The sequence below is a fragment of the Streptococcus oralis genome, assembly GCF_023109005.1.
GTDB classification, from domain to species: Bacteria; Bacillota; Bacilli; order Lactobacillales; family Streptococcaceae; genus Streptococcus; species Streptococcus oralis_BU.
This window is the reverse complement of sequence record NZ_JALDTU010000001.1, coordinates 515,321-535,716: the sequence shown is the minus strand read 5'-3', so window position 1 is coordinate 535,716 and position 20,396 is coordinate 515,321. Positions and strand designations below refer to the sequence as shown.

17 protein-coding genes and 1 tRNA gene are annotated in these 20,396 nt (G+C 36.1%); 6 read left to right on the top strand and 12 right to left on the bottom strand.

The annotated features are described in order from the left end of the window. Positions 1–115 precede the first annotated feature (115 nt). From M1F56_RS02520 to M1F56_RS02500, 5 genes are all read right to left on the bottom strand, one after another. Positions 116–376 (bottom strand): hypothetical protein, encoded by a 261-nt coding sequence (locus M1F56_RS02520; protein ID WP_001088136.1) that lies wholly within the window; start codon positions 374–376, stop codon positions 116–118. 86 nt (positions 377–462) lie between these two features. Further along, a complete protein-coding gene (locus tag M1F56_RS02515; RefSeq protein WP_247916748.1) occupies positions 463–843 on the bottom strand; it encodes a rhodanese-like domain-containing protein in 381 nt (126 codons plus the stop codon). Continuing rightward, positions 843–1,073: a YqgQ family protein gene (locus M1F56_RS02510; protein ID WP_247916747.1), complete on the bottom strand. Its 231-nt coding sequence runs from the start codon at positions 1,071–1,073 to the stop codon at positions 843–845. The genes M1F56_RS02515 and M1F56_RS02510 overlap by 1 nt, the downstream gene beginning before the upstream one ends. Positions 1,074–1,324: 251 nt before the next feature. Next, a complete protein-coding gene (locus M1F56_RS02505; RefSeq protein ID WP_247916746.1) occupies positions 1,325–2,470 on the bottom strand; it encodes a low temperature requirement protein A in 1,146 nt (381 codons plus the stop codon). A 217-nt stretch (positions 2,471–2,687) separates the two neighbouring features. Then, positions 2,688–3,197 carry a helix-turn-helix domain-containing protein gene (locus M1F56_RS02500; RefSeq protein ID WP_140224648.1) on the bottom strand — a complete coding sequence of 170 codons (510 nt, stop codon included), beginning with the start codon at positions 3,195–3,197 and terminating at the stop codon, positions 2,688–2,690. A gap of 191 nt (positions 3,198–3,388) precedes the next feature. Between M1F56_RS02500 and M1F56_RS02495 the strand changes: the two genes are divergently transcribed. The 6 genes from M1F56_RS02495 to M1F56_RS02470 all read left to right on the top strand — a co-directional run bounded on the left by M1F56_RS02495 (position 3,389) and on the right by M1F56_RS02470 (position 8,849). Then, on the top strand, positions 3,389–3,556 hold the full coding sequence (locus tag M1F56_RS02495) for a hypothetical protein (protein WP_247916745.1): 168 nt from the start codon (positions 3,389–3,391) through the stop codon (positions 3,554–3,556). 75 nt (positions 3,557–3,631) lie between these two features. Continuing rightward, positions 3,632–4,624, top strand: coding sequence for a replication initiation factor domain-containing protein (locus tag M1F56_RS02490; protein ID WP_247916744.1), 993 nt, complete (start codon positions 3,632–3,634; stop codon positions 4,622–4,624). Next, positions 4,621–4,824, top strand: coding sequence for a DUF3173 domain-containing protein (locus tag M1F56_RS02485; RefSeq protein WP_072074374.1), 204 nt, complete (start codon positions 4,621–4,623; stop codon positions 4,822–4,824). The genes M1F56_RS02490 and M1F56_RS02485 overlap by 4 nt, the downstream gene beginning before the upstream one ends. Next, positions 4,811–5,950, top strand: coding sequence for a tyrosine-type recombinase/integrase (locus M1F56_RS02480; RefSeq protein WP_061600529.1), 1,140 nt, complete (start codon positions 4,811–4,813; stop codon positions 5,948–5,950). Before M1F56_RS02485 ends, M1F56_RS02480 begins: the two co-directional genes overlap by 14 nt. Before the next feature lie 141 nt (positions 5,951–6,091). Then, positions 6,092–7,000, top strand: coding sequence for a LysR family transcriptional regulator (locus M1F56_RS02475; RefSeq protein ID WP_001222584.1), 909 nt, complete (start codon positions 6,092–6,094; stop codon positions 6,998–7,000). A 49-nt stretch (positions 7,001–7,049) separates the two neighbouring features. Beyond that, positions 7,050–8,849 (top strand): N-acetylmuramoyl-L-alanine amidase, encoded by a 1,800-nt coding sequence (locus tag M1F56_RS02470; protein ID WP_247916743.1) that lies wholly within the window; start codon positions 7,050–7,052, stop codon positions 8,847–8,849. A gap of 28 nt (positions 8,850–8,877) precedes the next feature. Here the strand turns inward: M1F56_RS02470 and M1F56_RS02465 are convergent, their stop codons facing one another. The 7 genes from M1F56_RS02465 to M1F56_RS02435 form a co-directional block, all read right to left on the bottom strand. Next, a complete protein-coding gene (locus M1F56_RS02465; protein ID WP_247916742.1) occupies positions 8,878–9,195 on the bottom strand; it encodes a LiaF transmembrane domain-containing protein in 318 nt (105 codons plus the stop codon). A gap of 226 nt (positions 9,196–9,421) precedes the next feature. Continuing rightward, complete coding sequence (locus tag M1F56_RS02460) at positions 9,422–10,321, bottom strand: DUF6287 domain-containing protein (RefSeq protein WP_247916741.1); 900 nt, start codon at positions 10,319–10,321, stop codon at positions 9,422–9,424. 295 nt (positions 10,322–10,616) lie between these two features. Next, positions 10,617–10,689: transfer RNA gene (locus M1F56_RS02455), tRNA-Thr, on the bottom strand. Between the two features lie 223 nt (positions 10,690–10,912). Continuing rightward, positions 10,913–17,347: a S8 family peptidase gene (locus M1F56_RS02450; protein ID WP_247916740.1), complete on the bottom strand. Its 6,435-nt coding sequence runs from the start codon at positions 17,345–17,347 to the stop codon at positions 10,913–10,915. A gap of 431 nt (positions 17,348–17,778) precedes the next feature. Then, positions 17,779–18,564, bottom strand: coding sequence for an ABC transporter permease (locus tag M1F56_RS02445; protein WP_247916739.1), 786 nt, complete (start codon positions 18,562–18,564; stop codon positions 17,779–17,781). A 1-nt stretch (position 18,565) separates the two neighbouring features. Continuing rightward, positions 18,566–19,384: an ABC transporter permease gene (locus M1F56_RS02440; RefSeq protein WP_247916738.1), complete on the bottom strand. Its 819-nt coding sequence runs from the start codon at positions 19,382–19,384 to the stop codon at positions 18,566–18,568. Position 19,385: 1 nt separating this feature from the next. Next, positions 19,386–20,378 (bottom strand): ABC transporter ATP-binding protein, encoded by a 993-nt coding sequence (locus tag M1F56_RS02435; protein ID WP_057488614.1) that lies wholly within the window; start codon positions 20,376–20,378, stop codon positions 19,386–19,388. Between the last annotated feature and the right edge of the window lie 18 nt (positions 20,379–20,396).

Sequence of the window (20,396 nt, the reverse complement as noted above, 5' to 3'; positions counted from 1 at the left end):
CTTCGACGCGCACCCGCATAGCGGGTGGTTTATTTGTCTCGCACCTTACGGAGCGAGACGGACTAATAGTCACATAATAAAAAAGCTTTAAATTTAAAGCTTTTTTGTTTATTGCTTATCTAAAAAATACTGCGACAGCTACAATTCTAAAAAATACTGCGACAGTTACAATCCAGTTAAGTACAGAAACCACAAGTCCTACGATGTTGAGAATTTTTTCTGTTTTATAGTCTAGTCCAGATTCTTTTTGGTATGAAAAAGCCAAGACCAATCCTATGATCCCCAAAATCAGACCTACTATTGGAAATAGCAAACCAAGGACGATAGATAAGATACCTAAAATAAGTGAAGGTTTTTTCTTTTGTTGTGAATTCATATTATAAAATCTCCTTAAATTTATTATAAATGATGATACCTTAAGATACTAGCTTTATCTATCATTCGACAGTTTTTTAAAGAATCTTAGCTAGTCTTCACTTTCCCTTTCCAAGAATCCAATCCATAAGAAAGGATATAAATCTCAGAGAAACCTTGTTTTTTCAAATAAAGTGCTGCATTGGTCACTCGTTGTCCACGTTGGTTTTCGTAGAGAAGGACAGGTTTATCCTTACGAAGGGCTGCAAGGCTTGACTTCAATTGACTTGAAGGAATATTGCGCGCACCAAGAATGTGTTTTCTGTGAAATTCTGCTGCATCGCGCAAATCAATCAATTGCCCTTTCCGAATCAAGGCTTCAAATTCTGTATTATCCACAATCTTAGCCGCACGACGAATACGAAGGTAGTTATAACCCATCCATGCCACCATTGCCAGTATAAGTGCCCACAAAATCCAAGTAATCATTAGTTCATTTCTCCATTTTTCTCAATATAGTCTAATTCTATCTTGTGCTCTCTACGAAGAACAGCTTCCGCCTCTAGATAGTCTAGCTTGTCCATCAGACCTGCATCATAGATCCGAGAGAGTTCGAGCTTCATCAGTTCAATATCATACAAGCGCTTCCCCACATAGACAATAATGCCAAACTGTTTGAGAAATTGCTGCACATCATAGAATGTTTTCATAGCTTTCATTCTAACAGATTTTAGACTTTTTTTCAATACTGGACCGGTTCTTTCCCCCTATTTCTAATTCCGAGAATACATTTGAAATAAAAAAGAATGCTGACAAATCAACATTCTTTTTATGTTCACTTTGATAAACATTATAAAATTTGTCTGTTTAGCTACCAAAAAGCTACCAATAGATTTGTAATTTTTAAAAAACAAATTAATGAAAAAATTAAATCCTTGGTTTCCAAAGCTTTTTTTATGTTATAAACTCATTAAAATAACTCCCAGTTAGATTTGGAATATTTTTTATTCTGTGTCATATAAAAATAAATAAAATGAATGGCTATAGCTAGAGCTAAAATGGTTGTAATACTCACTACTATTATAGGATTAGAAGCAAAGATTAAAGAGAGAATCAAGGCAGCCAGATAGAGTGTCGCTTGGACACAGTAGTAACTTTTCGAATAGCGAAGATAGTGTTTGTTACAGGGCCCATTTACTAGGACAGCAACTTGGAAGAGGCCAAATCCGATATAAGAGAAGATGGTTGCAAAGAGACGATTAGCTTCAGGATTCTGAAGAAAACTCATCGATACAGTCATCATAATAAGTCCAATGAAAATAGGATAGTGACTGTAAATTAGAAATAGTCCCTTTTGATTAGATTTTTCATCAATAGCATGGTCGAATTGACCAAAATAAAACAAGAACAGAGAAAGCATAATAATGAAATAAAGAACCGAATAAATCGAGAAATTCTCGATTGTAAAGAAGTTAGCTAGCTCCATAATCATCTCTCCAAACGTAATAATGACAAGAAGGGAGATGCGCTCGATTAAATGGGGGAGATTTACCTGGTAATGCTTATCTTTACTAAGCAAGATAATTGGCATAATAAATGTTAGCAGAATACTAGCAAATAAGACAGAGACTCCAACGTAAATAGGAAGAAGAGCTGCTAGATAGACTCCTAAACTTCCTAGACCTGTTATCCATAGAAAACCTTTGATACTTTCCCGTTCAACATTATCGGTTGATTTTCTAAAAAATTCAACCAAATATTGTAAAAATAAGGTAAAGGTTAATGTACCAACAGCCCAACAAAGATAATGAAAATATTGTTGCCAATCAGGTCCAATCATATTGGCTATAAAGAGTAAAAGTCCCATTTTGATAAACATGATTACCATGTTAAATAAAGAGTTCTTTCCATAGCGATTGGTATAAACGGTTTGAATCATCCAGGAATCGGTGAGAACCAAGACAGCCATGAAAAAATCAAGGAAAGAATTCCAAGTCAAAATACCGTTATGAAGATGGTCAATTAAAGTAGTTGCTTTTGAAATTGCAAAAACAAAAACTAGGTCATAAAAAAGTTCTGAAAATTCTACACGTTTATGTTTAATGAGAGTTGTCATCTTAAGACCTTTCTATTTTAGAAGTACAATTTATTATAACAGAAAATGATAATGAAAGAGAAGGATATGCTTAAATAATTTCATGTGGCGCGAATTGTCAAAATCTTGGAGCACATTTACCTCATGTACCAGATTACAGGCGGAGTGTTTGACGATTGATAATGAAGAATAAGATTATACAATAGAAAAAGCGAGCCTAAAACTCGCTTTTTTTTATTTAATCTAATAGCTCCTTATTTTCAATTAAGAGTTCGAGTGGAGATTTCTCTCTTGCTACAATAAAACCAGGTTCATATTGGGTATGAACTGTTCTTTTCTGAGAAGTTGGATCAATATACAACTCTTCTCCATCTTCTGTGTATAGTTGGTTGCCTCTTGTTAGGTAAAGTAAATCTTCTAAGTGCTGTCCATTAGTATGTAGGAAATGCTCGATGTATTTGACAGCCTTTAAGATTTCACTTACTTTATCAGAGTATTCATTAGATTCAAGAACACTCTTTTCTAACTCAATCTCTTTACTAGTTCCAAATAGTTGGGTTGGAGTTGCATTAAAATATTCTGCTATCTTATCCAAATTTGCAAAGGTAGGATAGCTTTTTTGTTTTTCATAATCAGAGATGGACTGTTTACCGATTCCTAAATCTTCCGCTAGTTGAGTTTGACTTACTCCTTTTTCTATGCGTAGGCGTGCCAAATTGGGTCCAAAATTTTGAATAATAAAGGTCATGGGAAACTCCTGTTTTTATTTTTAACTTATTTTATCACCTATAAACTTACAAATCAAGTTTTTAGTTGACTATTTAAAATATTTTTTATAAAATGTATTTATAACTTAAAAACAAGTTATAAATGATACAAAATAGTTCATAAGTTTAGGAACAGTGAGTGAGGAGGAAGTTGAGGACGAGGCTATGACTTATGGCTATTCGAAGCCTTGGTGCTAGAAATTGTGTGGACAAGGGCAAGGGCGAGCCTGACGGGAAGTCAGGCGAAGTCCTGCAGACTGCCGTCCAGACAATTTCTAGCCAAGCAAAAGCTGGCTATTCTAACAGCCAGCAAAAAGGTACACTTAAGACGACGTCCTAAGTAACGAGTCATTGGCAAAAATCAATAGTAGCAATGAATTACGCATATTTTAAACATAGAAAGGAGGCGTTACAGTTGAAAAATACCATTCAATCTCTACGAGAATATCAAAATCAAGTAGATTTATCAAAACTAGAAAAATCTATTTATATCAGTATCGACCGATTAACAGTAATCTTTGATAGTGAAAACCAATCACTTAGACGAATATTTCGTGAATTACGAAAATCACTCAATAATATAATTCAAGAATTTAGTATTCAAGAAAATCTAAAAGAAAACTATTTTACTCTTTATAAAACTATAAACGAAGATAGTATCAATCTAATTTTCTTTCAACTATCGGATTATGGTGGTTATCAAGTCATACGCCTAGACTTCAACCCAAACTCACTAAAAGAATTTGAGAGGTTACAAGTGTGGAGGCAGATTATGAATTACGCTCGATTAAATCGATTAGAAATTAGACTGTCACGATTAGACCTTGCTTTTGATATCTTTAATAGGTCAGAAATAGTTTTTTTACAACATATCAAAGGAGGCGTTAGTCATAAAATATTCTATGGTAGAGGGGGAAATATAGAAAGTAAATACTGGGGGGCAAGTGGTAGCAACGTTCAAGTACGTTTGTATGATAAGAATATAGAGGTATTAAGTCATAAAAGAGCTGATAAATTAAATATAGAGAGCAAACCTTTTTGGTGGCGATTAGAGTTCCAACTTCGGACAAAGGCTATAAATGAAGAAACCATTTCAGAAACTTCTAAACGATTAGAGAATTTTAGTTTTTTTAGTCTTTCAAGTGTTCCAGATGATAGCAAAGCATTTGCTTATATCTTTCTCCATGCACCAGCTCTTTTACCCGAATTATTTCCCTATCTAAAACCTAACACTATAAGAGTCAAAAAAACTAGACTTAGAAAACACCTAAAAGCATTTGATAGTAACTCATTTTCTTTAGAGCTTCAAGATGCACTTAAAAAACAAACGCCACGATTAAACAATGAATTAAAACAATTAATAGGTGAATTCATTGAACTTACTGGGAAAGGAGAAGATATTTTATGAACAATAAACTCACTATGACAGTACAAGATATTATGGACTTAGGGTTCTCAAAATGGACTGCTTATAACATTTTACGACAAGCAAAACACATTATGGTTGAACGTGGTTTCGATTTCTATAACAATAAAGGGCTCGGAACTGTTCCCGTATCAGTTGTATCAGAAATTCTTGGATTGGAGGAACTGCATGTCAAAAACTAGATATACTGGTGTTACTAGAGACGATAAAACTGGGAAATATACTTATTATTTTAAAGCTGGAGTTGACCTAGCTACTGGTAAACCATATCAAGAACGCAGACGTGGTTTTCAAACTGCAAAAGAAGCCTTTGAGGCACGAACAAGGGCATTAAATAAAGTGCATCAAAAAGGTGGAATTAAGCACACTCAGTGGACGTTTAAACAATTTATGGACGAAGTATTTATACCAAACTTTTATGCTACTACAAGTCCAGATCTCGAACGAAGACGTCAAATTGTATTTGATGAATTTATTCAATATTTTGGTAAGAAAAAACCTAGAGAAATTACAACTTATGATGTAATAAATTATAGAAATAGTTTATTAGAAAAATATTCAAATTCATACGCAAGAAACAAAATGGCATTACTTAATCAAGTTTTGAAAACCGCAAAAAAGTATGGGTTAATTTTCCATGAAATACCTACAAGTAATATCAGTCCTATTCCAATAACAAAAAAACATATCGACTTTTGGACAAAAGATGAATTTCAAAAAGTAATACAATCACTTGATAAAAAGAGTTATTTTGAGCATTTTATTTATACACTCCTTTGGCTTTATTATTTTACGGGAATGCGTGTAAATGAGGCGACTGCTCTTTATTGGGAGGATGTGGACTTTGAAAAGAAAACACTAGCAATCAATCACAACTTACAGTATATAAATCGTGAAAATTGGGAGCGCCGTAACAAGCTAAAAACCGAAAGCTCTCGGCGTACTATTGGACTCGATGATAATACTCTAAAGGTTCTTAAGGAGTGGAAAGAAAGACAAGAAAAAGTCGATAAAATACCATTTATTCTGTCGCCCGACGGAGTTCCATATCGTAAACGTAGTATTAGAGACCAAATTTTAAAATACTCTAAACGTGCTGGTGTTAAATACATTCAACCAAAAGGTTTGAGACACTCCCACGCATCTTTGCTTATTAATGAATATAATGTAAATGCCCTATATATCCAAAGACGATTAGGCCATTCTGATGTCAAAACAACACTTAGCATTTATAGTCATTTATACCCCAACGCAGATACCGAATTAACTGATAAACTCAATCTCATATCAAATGATTTTATTGATTAAGTCTACTTAGCTACCAAAAGAGCTACCAAAAGATATAAAAGTATCTAAAAAGCCTTATTTTAAAGGGCTTTTTTTAAATTTTTCCCACTATTTTCTTCGTCTTCATTGCCCATTCTTCCGCAAGTATGGTACAATAAAAACATGAGAATTCAACAACTACACTATATTATCAAAATCGTCGAAACTGGCTCTATGAATGAGGCGGCCAAGCAACTCTTTATCACCCAACCCAGTCTTTCAAATGCTGTTCGAGACTTGGAAAATGAAATGGGCATTGAAATCTTTATCCGCAATCCCAAGGGCATTACCTTAACCCGTGATGGGATGGAGTTTCTCTCCTACGCTCGTCAAGTTGTCGAGCAAACTCAGCTTCTGGAGGAACGCTATAAAAACCCTGTCGCCCACCGCGAACTCTTTAGCGTTTCCTCTCAGCACTATGCCTTTGTAGTCAATGCCTTTGTCTCTCTGCTCAAGAAAAGTGATATGGAAAAATACGAACTTTTCCTTCGTGAAACTCGGACTTGGGAGATTATCGACGATGTCAAGAACTTCCGTAGCGAGGTCGGCGTCCTCTTTTTAAACAGCTACAATCGCGATGTTTTAACGAAAATGCTAGATGACAATCACCTGCTAGCCCACCACCTCTTTACCGCTCAACCCCATATCTTTGTCAGCAAGACCAACCCTCTAGCTAAAAAAGACAAGGTCAAACTGGCTGATTTGGAAGACTTTCCATACCTCAGCTATGACCAAGGGACGCACAACTCCTTCTACTTTTCAGAGGAGATTCTTTCACAAGAGCACCACAAGAAATCCATCGTAGTCAGTGACCGTGCCACTCTCTTTAATCTCTTGATTGGTTTGGACGGATACACGATCGCAACAGGGATTTTGAACAGCAACCTTAACGGAGACAATATCGTTTCCATTCCACTGGACATAGACGATCCCATTGAGCTGGTCTATATCCAGCATGAAAAAACCAGTCTGTCTAAGATGGGCGAACGCTTTATCGAGTATCTACTAGAAGAAGTTCAGTTTGATAATTGATAAAAAATAAAGATTAAAAGGGAAAAAACGAAAAAGTTAGGAATAGAAAGTGAAAAAGATACTACTGACCAGTGCTTTAATCCTTTCAATTGCAGGATTAGCACCCGCATCCGTCTCAGGAGAAGAAAACACAACTCAATCCACATCTGCTGTCAAGGAAGCAATTGCCAAAGAAGAAAAGAAAGAATCGAGTGTTGAGGAAAACTCTAAATCAGAAACTCTTCCGAAAGTAGATGTACAAGAAGACAAGCCCCAAAAAGAAGGCTGGTACCAAGAAAATCACCACTGGCGTTTTTACCAAGATGATAAACCTGCTTTGAACTGGAAACAAATCCAAGGCAAATGGTACTACTTCGATCAAGATGGTAATCGTCTTCATTCTACTATCTACAAAGGCTATGCCTTTGACCAAGATGGGGTTATGGTAGAAAATAGCTGGACCAATTTGGACAACCAATGGTATTATGCTGATTCCTCTGGACGACTAGCTCAAAACAGTTGGAAAAAAATTAACGGCTCCTGGTACTATTTTGACCAAACTGGAAGCATGCTCAGCAACACCTCCGTTGACGGCTATCTGCTCACAAATAGTGGAGCTATGGCAGAAAAGGGTTGGATTAAATTAGACCAAAATTGGTATTATGTCACACCATCTAGCAGAATCTCGCAAGACAAGTGGGAGAAAATCAACGGTTCTTGGTATTATTTTGATAAAAACGGCGTGATGCTCAGCCAGACAACCATTGGTGCCTACCTGCTAGGCGATAGCGGAGCCATGGCAGAAAACTCTTGGGTGAGAATCAATGAAAATTGGTATTACGCTAATGCATATGGGAAATATAGCCAAGACAAATGGGAGAAAATAAATGGTTCTTGGTATGCTTTTGAACAAAATGGAGTCATGCTTTCCAATAAATGGAAAGAAAGCTACTACCTCAAAGCCAGCGGGGCCATGGCAGAGAAAGAGTGGATCTTCGATAAATCCTACAATAGCTGGTTCTATCTAAAAGCGGATGGCCGTTATGCAAGTCAGGAGTGGATTGGGGCATACTACCTCAAGTCTGGCGGTTATATGGCCAAGAATGAGTGGATTTACGACGACTATTACAAGGCTCGTTACTATCTGGACGATAGTGGACATTATGTATCAGGGACTTACAAGATAGACGGCAAGGAACACTTGTTCCAAAAATACGGCCAATGGATTTCTGAAGTTTCAACTGAAGGTGGATTTACAAAAGGTCAATACAGTAATACCATCTTCCTAGATCCTGGACATGGTGGTCGGGATGCTGGTGCCTTTTACTACAATGTCGCTGAGAAAGATCTCAACATGCAGATTTACCGCAAACTTCGCGCTAAGTTAGAAGAACTGGGCTACAAGGTCCTCACCTCTCGTGATAGCGATATTGACGTTGACTTTGTTACCGAACGTTCTCGTATGGTTAATAAAACCAACTCTGACATCTTTATCAGTATTCACTTCAATGCAACTGGTAGCGCATACTCAAAAGCGAGCGGTATTCAAACCTACTCCTATAGAGATGAACCTGATTATCCAAGTAAGATTAATCAATACTGGCACAATCACCCTGATCGTATGAGTGAAAGCAAACGCCTCGCCGCTGCCATCCACTCCTCTCTCCTTGCAGAAACAGGGGCCAAGGATGCTGGCTTATTGGAAAGTAGCTATGCTGTACTACGCGAAACAGCCAAACCAGCCGTTCTCCTAGAACTTGGTTATATGGATAATTTCTCCGAAAACCAACAAATCAGAGATAGCCACTACCAAGATAAACTGGTCGCAGGTATTGTGAAAGGGATCCAAAAATATTACGCTGGTCAGTAAAAAAAGTCTCGAGAAATCTCGAGACTTTTTATTTGCCTTCTTTTTTATCTTTATCAGGAAAGAGGTAACCAAGTCCTACACAAGCTAGCACACCGGCACCAATCACCAAACCACTTGAAATTGGCAACAGATCAAAAATAGCATTTGCAATGATAAAGGCGATGATCAAGCACATCAAGCTAGCCTTGTAGTCTTTTTTCAAAAGATTTTCTAGAGTGAAATAGAGGAACAAGCCAACTGGAATCAGTGACCAGAGGTTGACATCCAAACTTGGCCATCCAACAGATCCGAAATACAATACTATCGCTGCAGCTACTAAGAATACAAGTCCCAATAATTTTTTCATTTTTTGTCTCCATTTTCTTTTTTTATTGACTTGAGTTGTCTGATACTGACCCCTTACGTCCCTTACATGAATCATTATAGCAGAGGATTTTTTCAAGAACAAGCCCTTTTGCCTATCTGGTCAATATCTCTGTCTAAGTGGTTGAATAGTAGTGATAAAAGAAAAAGAAGCCCTAATGTGCTTCTTGATTCTGCCGATTGTAACAGTATTTTTGAACAAATACCATCTAGTTTTTCTTTTCCTTTGACTCTAGAGAAGATTTGATTGCTTCTCGATCTGCTTGTAGTTGGGCTAAGTTCTTTTCTGCTTCCTCAAGTTTACTGGTATCTGGTTTCACACGATAGTAAACATCTTCTGGTTTCATTAACATCGATCCATACTCTTGCCCAGAAAGTAGTCTTTCTTCAGCATGATTGCTTTTATCCGTAATCTTTCCATCATCAGCAGGTTGCATAACAACTCCACTTGGCACAGCCACTACTACAAATCCTCCAGCAACAGAATCTTTTACCCACGCACTGATAGAAGCTGTCTCAGGATTACGACTATCTTGACCTTTTGATACCTTTAATCCAACTACAGATTCGTACTTTTGATCATTTGTAAACCAAGTCGCATCTACTTCTCCAGAATCATTAATAATGTATTCATTACCAGATTGACTACGCCAAGTGCCTTCTAAACTAGACAAATCATTGTTCTTGATTGCTTCAATATCGAGTTTTGGAACGGCAGCTTCATTCTTTAGCTTGCTAACAAGTGCTTCTGCTTCCGTAATTTTGGTATCTAAAGCAGTCAGTTGATCCTTGAGTTTTTGGATTTCCTCTTGTTTATCCTTATCAGTCTCATCTGTTTTCCCTTGGCTTGTAGACGATTGACTTGTTGACTCTGTAGTTGAAACGGCAGACGATGCTTGATTTGACTCTTTCTTTCCAATCAGAGAATGCGAGAAAACACTTACTAGGATTAGAGTAACTAAAACAGCGAGGACTATCCCAATATAGATCTTGATATTTCTAGCTCCTCTCGCAAACTTTTTAGTTGACTGCGCCTCTGCTAATTCTGATTCCGTCGGCTTGCGACTATTCGCCTCCTCAAATTGTTTTACCCATTCTTTCTTATTCATAATTTTCTCCTTTTTGATTTATATTCAGCCAAGCTTGCGAGACTTCATCCGTTATTATCCATGGATTTTTATAATTTTTAGAAAATCTATGCAAAAAATTCTAAAATGATTAACAGCCTATAGTCCTCTAAAACGGAACGAAAACAAGTGCTTGTTAATATATATTATACCACAAAATATAAATTTTAGTTTTTATTTATAAGCAGGAGGCACAGACGTTAAACAGAACCCATCTCATATGTTCCACCTTTCCTATATTTACAAAAAAAAGAAGCCCATTAGGGCTTCTTGATTCTGCCGATTGCAGGGCTTGAACCTGTGACCTACGCGTTACGAGTGCGTTGCTCTACCAACTGAGCTAAATCGGCGATTACCCTTTTAGTATAGCACTCTGAGAATAGATGTCAAGAAATTTTCATCTCCATTAGAAAAAGCCTGTCCTGAGACAAGGCTTTTACATATATCTCTTTTAAATCTCCCATTTTCATAGAAATCTAAATAATATATTTATAAATCAATACTTTCACAAAACTATGTCATCACCTCACTATCTAATCTCAGTACATAAACCATTTTTCTATAGCTTTTGTCTTAATCTTTATTTTTTCTCTTCAATCCAAGAAAAGCTCCTACTATAAACATTATTCCGGCAGCTAATAGTGTCTGGGCTCCGCTTGCTGTTCCGGTTTTTGGCAACTCATTAGGATTGTTACTAGTTGATTTACTATTGATGTTGGTATTTTTATTAGTTAAGTTCCCTTCTTCATTTAGATAAACGTTCTTGTTAATTTCAAAATTTTTATCATTTTCATCAGAAACAATACTGTTGACATCATTAGTTGAATTAGATTGTGTTTTTTCTTTCTTTTTCGATACATCAAAAGTAGGTTTATTTTCCTCCTCCTTTTTCTCCTCTATTTTCTTGAATACAGGTTTTATAAAGGTATCTTTTGATAGATTAAGAACATAGCCAGCGTCTTTTTTACTTTCGAAACCAGAAATTTCCCAACCATCAAATTGATAGCCTTTTTCTAATTCACCCTTATAGACAGGTAAAATAAAATCTTCTTCCGACACTATCGTTGAACTCATTTCTTTTCCATTTTGAATGGTCACAGTTACCCTATGAGGTTTTAATTCACTTACCTCTCCCGTATCTTTGTTTAAAATGAATTCTTTTACGGTCGTATTTCTTGCAAAATCTTTTACAACAATCTTAATGTTTAGTGTCTTATCTGTTATTTGTTTAATATCATCAAATGATTTATATTCTTTTCCATTTACATAAATATGTTGTTCTTGAATCTCACCATCGAATCCATTATTTCTTTTATCATTGATGTTAAAGACTACAGATTTTCCATTAGCATATTCGATACTAGTATTTCCCTTAGGATCAATGCTTACTTCTGGTTTTACATTATCATATAAAAATTGATAGTGTACTCCAACCGCTTTCGCATTCAAATCGCTATAGCCAGTTTGAAGATAAACATTTCCATCCATATCTGTTACCTTGTCTGGAAATCCGTTTGCTTTATAGTCTTTCATTCCCCAGTCCATGATGTCGCCGTCTTTAACATTAAGCTTAATGTTAAAATCTCTAGTGTTATCAATGTGTAAATCTCCGTAGATTAAATAATTATCTACAACCGATTCATTAACTCTCAACTCCCAGTTAAAACCACCCTTATCAGAAATCTTACCTCTTAAATAAAATTCTGGATTTCGTACATAAATTTTATTAGATTTAGATGGATTAAAGTAGTTCTTGTCCATTGAAAGATTTACTGGTTTGGTATCAATAAATAACGTGGAGCCATCTTCTTTTATAGCTTCTACATTGGACTTATCCTCTCCAGTGTACTCTTTACCATCCTTACCAAATAATACAAGTTTAGAAGGATCTGTTACAAGATTGCCATCGTTATCGATTGCTTCCCCTTTATCGTTCATTTTAAATGTAAACACTTGATACCTTACAATGTTAAAGCCGTCCAAAGCCGACATTAATACTGATTGAGTACTTCTTCCATCTTCAACATTTCTACTATCAGCATAAATTGTTGTTTCTGATAAGACTCTTAGATTAGGATTGGCCTTTTGTATTTTTGCTATATCTTCCTTGCTATAGACTCCATTTCCTTCTAACATATCCGTTTTTCCAGGATTATAGGTAGTCACTTTTAGTGCATAGCCTTTTCTTAGAATGATGTTATCCTTTAATAGATATTGTTGTTTTTCTGAATCAGAATAGATTTTACCAGATTCCATGTCCGTTAAATTGTTTGGTTTATTTTTTGAAAGATCTCCTTCTCCTAATTCTATTACATTCCCATAACTTGATGCATACGGATATTCTGCTTTAGTTTCCTTATTTTTTTCAGGCATTCTAATTTTAGTTTCAGCTTTTATCTGATCATCATCTTTCACAAAGAATCTCATATCTCCTGCAAAAGCTAATCCATCCACAATATCATTAATATTAGCGTATAAATCAAATGTCATCGTTTTTGAATGCGAATCATACTTGGTCGTTTTGATTTCTATCGATTTATAGTTATTTCCATAGTATACCTTGGCATTTCTAGAAACATTACTGATCATTCCAAGAATTTCAAAGTGTCCATCTTTAGATGGGTTTAGAATGCCATAAATTTTTGATTTGATTTCATCAAGTTTTTCAGTTTCATATTGTAAGGCACTACCATCGTCATATGCAATAATATTTCCCTTATCATCGTATTTATAATCGTATTCCTCTATTCTCTTACCAGTTTCACTTGTAAAGTCATCAACTTCTCTAAATTTCTTTTTAATGAGTTTCTTTAAGTCTTTACTTTCAAAATCTCTAATTGTTGAAATAGTTTTATGAATAGTCAAGCTAGATTTTTCTTCGATAGACTCTTCATTTTCTTGAAGATGATGTTCTACCTCCGTTGTATCTTTTTTTAGACTACCCTCTTTTCTATTTTCTAAATTTTTAAATTTAGATTCGGAAATCTCGCCAAGCTTTTGGTATTTAGATGAATCTTGATCAGGATCTACTAGATAATAGGAAATCATCCCATTTTCATCAGCATGATCAGCAAATTTAATTCTATGAATCTTTGTGAAATTGCTAGAACCGTCTAATGCAATCACTTCAATGATTTTGCCCCTTAAATCTCCTGCACCTTTAATTTCATAAATGGTGTTTCCGTCTTTGTCAAGTTTCCTATTTCTTCCTTGACCCTCACCTGCATAAGTGACCTCAAGATTTTTCTCAACCTCTCCATCTTCATTAACAAGAGCGGCGCCAGCATACCAAACTTCGTTGGCAATCTCGTCAAATTTTTCAGGATGTTCTTTTTGATCTCTCGCAAATAGCGTTTCATTCTTGTATTGCTCTTTGACCTTGTGATAAGTATCCTTTGTAATCAACTTAATTTTTTCAGGGTTTGAAAAATCAATTGAAACAATCTTTGGAGGTGTGTTATCAATTTTTACAGGAATATAGGAAACCTGCCATGGGTAATCCTTGGTTAATCTATATTTAAATTTATAGAAATATTGGCCTTCCGCAATCGGTTCAAATTGTCCTCGTATCTTAGTAGCAGGATCTTTTTTGTCATTACTTTCTGGGGCATTTTCTTCTCTACCTCTAGGGTTATAAATGAGTCCATCCCATTTCAAGTCACCCCAAACTTTTAGTTTAGATGATTTGATGCCCTTTGCATCATTTCTTTTAGAGTTTAAAATTCCTTTAATAAAGTGTTCTCTCGAAATGACTTTTAAGTCTATTTGATTTTCTCCTTCTTTATTTGTATTTACTATTGAAATCACCCCCTCTTCTGCACTTCTTAATACAAGTGGAGAAGGCGTTAATCCTCTCTCAAGTTGAGCATCTTGAGGATTCCCATTTGAATCTAAAGGATAAATTTTAGCAATATTAGAACCACTTGATGACGGTGCGTTGATTCCTTCGTTATTGAAAGCAAATAATTCTGGATTTTGATCTAGAGATGTTGTATTTTTATCTTTTCTATTTTGGATAACTCCTGCTGGATTAAATTTATCTATACCATGTTCTCCACCAATCCCCTTATTTAAGGTACCTGGAATTTTTGGTTTGCCATCATCATCATAACCTTCCATCGCTTTTGATTTTGACCCTTCTTCCCAGGCCCATTTATCAAGGATTGGTTCGTGGTTCCAATTCCCAGCAAATCCCATTAGAGGCATCGATAGAGATGGTTGGAAATTTATTTTCTTCCCGTTGGAGTTTAGAGCTTCCATTTCTTCCACTGACTCAAAATGAATAAATGATTCTACAAATTTATTTTTATTTTTTGCTTCCCCAACATTTATAACCGCATTTAAATCAAAGCTGGAATTTGGACCTATAGTGAAAGTGTCATGCTCAAATGTGATATTTGCTCCTTTGACTTTTTCTGGGTGAATTTCTGGAACAATTTGCTTCCCGTCCGGAGATTTTTCATCTTTATATGTTTCATCGAGTTTTAGCCTGTCAGTTAGAGCATCTGTAGTTACAGTTGATGCAGAAACTTTAAAGGTTAAAGGTCTATTTGAGGTATTGTGAAGCTTGATTGTAAAGTATTTTTTATCACCTTTTATTTCTTTAAGAGAAATGGAACCATATGAATTTACCAAACCTTTAGAATCTGTATTTTTGAAAGTTGCTACAACTTCATTTCTCAAAGCGTTGGCAACATTAATTAGCCCTGCTCCCTGTTGTCTAGGCGATGCAAAGTATTGACTCTTTTCTTTCCAAGAGGTTGCATCCATCATAGGTCTTGCAGTATTTTGTAGGGCTATTTTTGTAAGACTTGTAAGGTCTATTTTGTCATCTCCCTTAAGATTTTTCAAGACAGGTCTTTCAAGCAATTCCTTTAATTTTGGTCGAATCAAAACAGTAGAAGCTGCTACGATTGGAGTTGCCATGCTAGTTCCTGACATATAACCATAAGTGGATTTACCATTAATAACATTTAGAGTGGATTTAATATTTTTACCAGGTGCTGAAACATCCGGTTTTAAAAGCAAATCTGTTCTAGGCCCCCAAGATGTAGACCCTGCTGGGACTATAATATCTTCTTTATAAAGTTCTTTGTCTGTGTCAGCTGCAAATTTAAAGTCAATTTCTTTTTCATCACCTACATTTGGTTTATTAGAATTATAGCTTTCCATATCAATTGGATAGTATTGTTCTAAGTTATTTTTAAAATCTTCCTTATTATTTCTTTTGACTTCAGTTTTTTTATCAGGGTTAATCATGTTCCATAATTTTACACCATCATCTCCTGAAATTGAAAATACTTGACTAGTAGTTCCTTCATCCGCTTCATATCCCATAGCTGGAAGGTCTGTCCAATTATCTCTATTGTAGTAATTTACAGTATTTACAACCATAATGGCACGTGCGCCTTTATCCGTTGCTCTTTTAAAAGCATCTTTTAAATCCTTGGTATAAATTCTATCCATTACTGCAATTTTGCCCTTAAGATCCAAGCCTATCAAATCTTGGTCTTGACCTTTGCCTATATATACAAATTTTAATTTATTTGGAGTTTTTGAGCCATCCTCATTTGTTAGGATTTTATTCTTATCGAAAAAAGCACCTATATTTCTGTATTTAAAACTTTGTCCACCTATGTTAACTTTATCAAACTCAATTGTTTGATTTTTAGCAGAAGCGACCGCTATCGCATCTTCATGTGCAGCAGTTCGTGTTACATTTCCAGTATCTGTCATTTTTAGATTATTATTTGCTACTAAATCCCAAGAAGAACTTGAAGCAGAAGTCGCAAAATTACCTGTAGCAACAACCATTGGGATTCCAGCTTTTCTTAATGCTCTAATAGCCTCCCAATATTTCTCGCCTACAAGACCTGTTCCCGTAAAGCCAGATGATACCGAAACAACATCGACATTGTGTTTGATCGAATCTTCAATAGCATGAAACATTGTTTCATCACCCGCAAACCCAGATCCTGCGTCAGAGTACATTTTATAAGAGAAAATTTGTGCATTAGGCGCAATTCCATCTATGCCATTAAAGTTCTTGATGTCTTTTTCAGTATCATTTCCAGCAAGAATCCCTGCAATATGCATCCCATGTGGGTCAAAATAATCCCTTCCATCATCATATTTTTCTACAGTAATTTTACCACCATTATAATAATTGAACGCATGAGGGATTTTATCACTCAACCAATAATTTTTATCAGTGCCTTTTAAGTCTTCTTTTTTAAATTTCATTGAGTCTTTGGCGTCATCATCGATTCTCATAGCCTTATGCCTATAATCTGTTCCAGTATCGATATTTGAAATGACCATACCTCTACCATCAAAATTTTTCCCAAATGGAGCATTAATAGACTTTAGGTAATCAATAGCTTCCTCAACTCCAATTTCCTTTCTGGCATGATTCATCATTGGTTGGACCTTTTGTGACCTTTCAACCGATGAAACACCTTCTATTTGTTTAATTTTGTCCAAATTATCTGGAGTTGTTTCAATGGCTGTGCCATTAAAAATCGTATTATAGGTATATAAAACTTTTGTATCCTTAAGATTTGATAGTTCCTTAATTACTTTTTCTCCAGATTCTTTATCTTTAAATTCAGCAATATAGACAACTTTATCTTCTTTTTTCGGATTTTCTGTATCTTTATTTACAAATGAGTTCGCATCATCTCCTTTGGATTGATTGGAGTCTTCTTTGATACTTTCTACTTCGTTACTAGTTTTTTTGTCTATCTCAGACTTTCTACTAACAACTTCTTTTTCCTCAATAACTGTTGTCTTCTTCTCTTCAGTATCCTTTGAAATTTCTATAACATTATGAATATCTTCAGATTGTTCATTGTTTTTTGTTTCTTTATCTGCTACTACTTTTTCTTTATCAGAAATTCTTAAAGCATCTTCAGAACTAGGTGCATCTGCTAAAATCACCTCATTTGGGGCATATGCTGCTAAAATAACTGCAGCAGTAGTTAATGACAATACCGTACTTTTTTTCATTTTAATTCCTTAATTTTTTATTTTAAACCCAATAGATAGAAAACTTTAACCTTGCTAGCCTTTGTTATAAAAAGTTTTATGACGTATTATCTAGTGGGATAGAGTAGTACATTTATATATAATTGTTAGCTCTCTGAAAAATAGTATATCAATTAAAAAAATTTAAGTCAAGAAAAATTAACCTGGATTAATTTTTTTTTTAACCCGTGTTAACAAATAGTCTAGTCAATAAATATTATAGTTAACTGGGTACAATATAAACTCATTCCTACCATCAAAAATATTATCAATTAACTGGAATAACTACCAAAATTGCAAAAAGGGGGGATGGATACAACTTATGCCTCAATAAATATGCAAAAACAACCGCTATAATTTTCAACGGTTGTTTGTAACATATTTAATTTTTAAATCTCATTCTATTTTATATCTTACGAACCCGCACTTTCGTAGGCATCCAAGCCCCTGTCCCAGAGTTTTAAAGAAATAGCAAAGAAAACAAGGGAAATCAGCATCAAACCACCAATATTAAAGAGTCCATCCTTGTCCTGTAAGAAATAGCTAGCAGGATAGTAAGCTGTAAAGGCGAAAGGGATGATAAAGCTAATCAACCAACGAAGAAGCGAATTGTAAATGGTAATCGGATACTTAGCAAAGTCATTAAACATATAAAAAATGTAAATCATAGCACCTGACTGCTTGGTCCAAAAAGCGATACTGGCTGTCGCGATTTTCAAGGAAGTATAAATCAAGGTCGCAAAAGGAATACAGACTAGGAAAAGCAAGAATTTGGGAAGAGTCCAAGCAATGCTTGATACTGTTGTCGCTAGTAAAATGCCACCGACCAAGAGTTCGCCCAAGGCATCAATCTGAAAGGTCTCAACTAGAATATGAAAGAGAGGATTGATAGGACGCGTCAGATACTTGTCAAACTCCCCTTTTCGGACTAGGCGTTGCCCTAGAGCCCAGAGATTGTCAAAAAAGAGATGGTCCAATCCCTTGGGAATCAAGGAAAATCCATAGATAAAGGCAATCTCTTGAAAGGTCCAGCCTTCTAGCGAGGGGATGTGTTGAAAAAGTACATTGAGAAACAAGAGGTTTAACCCTTGAGTCAGAAAAACTCCTAACACGCCCACCACAAAATCGACCTTGTATTCCATGATTTGCTTGATGTATTGTCTGATAAAAATCAGATGCATGCGTTGATATTTTTTCATACTAACCTCCCTGAATGGTGATGAATGACTGGACTCGTTTCCAAATCAGCTGAGACAAGCCCATCATCACTAAGAGCCAGAAAAACTGTAGCAAGAGTGCCTGAAGAATCTGACTGGCATCGTATTTCCCAACAATGATCATGACTGGAGTGTAGATCAAGGATGAGAAAGGCAAGAAGGAGAGAATAGCTGAAACAATCTTTGGAAAGAAAGCCAAGGGAATCAAACTTCCAGACATAAAGGCCACCAAGGAAGTCTTGAGTAGATTGGAACCCCATAGATTTTTAAACACAAAGGCTGAAAATCCAAAGCAGATATTAAAGAAAAAGTTAATCAGGTAGGCCAGTGTTAAGCTAAAGAGATAAAGGACCGTTAATCCCAGCACTTCTACAATCCCTTGCCCCGATAAGATTTTCATCAAGACAATGACACTTAAAAATGGCAGTCCAACAGAGATAAAAATCAACCACTTGGACCCAAGCTCGGTAAAGAGGTAAGAAGCCGCAAAATGCACTGGTCTCAGCAAGCGCATGATAATGGAACCATCCTTGACCTCCTCCCCAATCATGAAGGAAGAATCTGACTTGGTCAACAGATTGGTCACAAAACTCATGATGATGTAGAGGGTGATATCCGCCATACTGAAGCCCTGGATCAAAGACTCCTGCGAGGAATCAAAGACCGCCTTCCAGAGATAGAAAGCCACAAAAGCTCCCATAACATCGCCAATCCGATAGAGAAGAAAGTTGACTCGATAGGTAATCAACTCCTGAATCCCTGCATTGATAAAGGGTTTATAACGTCTCCAAAATTTGACCATCTTAGAGCTCCTTTCGGTAGAAGCGTCGGATAATATCCTCAATATCCGTATCTACCATCTTCAAATCACGGATTTCAAAATCAGACAGAGTTTGTTTGATAATATCAGCTGAATGGTAGCGGGAACTATCGAATTCAATATTGAGGCTATTTCCTTGTCTATCAATGGTTATATCAGGCAGGCCTTCATATTGAGAAAGGAGATGACTTTGACCTGGTAACAGTTCAAAGGAGAGAGTCTTCATCTTGCCAAAGGTCTCCTTGAGCTGGATCACCGTCCCATCAAAAATCTCCTGCCCCTTGTCAATCATAAAAATTCGATCACAAAGCTGCTCAATATCGCTCAGGTCATGAGTGGTCAAGAGAATGGTTGTTGCTTCCTCTTGATTGATCTGAGTAATGGCCCGACGAATGTTATCCTTGACCGAAACGTCTAAACCAATGGTCGGCTCATCTAAAAAGAGAACCTTGGGATTGTGGAGCAAGGAAGCCGCAATGTCCGCCCGCATCCGTTGCCCCAGTGAAAGAGTGCGCACGGGGTCCTTGATAAAGTCCTTCAAATCCAAGACTTCATTCAAAAAGTCCATGCGCTTGCGGAAGAGCGAGTCCGGCACATCGTATATCTCTTTCAAAACCGTGTAGGTCTCTTGCAGAGCCAAATCCCACCATAACTGGGTACGTTGTCCAAAGACCACTCCAATATCCTTGACATAATCTTGGCGATTATCCTGAGGAATCTTGCCGTTAATCCGACAATAGCCCGATGTCGGTTTCAAAATCCCTGTCAGCATTTTGATGGTTGTCGACTTCCCAGCTCCATTGGCCCCGATAAAGCCCAAAATTTGGCCCTTGGGTACCTCAAAAGTCAAATCCTTGACCGCTTCAAATGTCTGCTTTTCAGGATGAATAAAGGAGCGCAAAGCCCCCTTTAACCCCGGCTCCTTTACTGTCTTCACAAAATTTTTCTGAAGATGTTCCACTTCTATCATTGACATATCTATCTCCCTATCGCA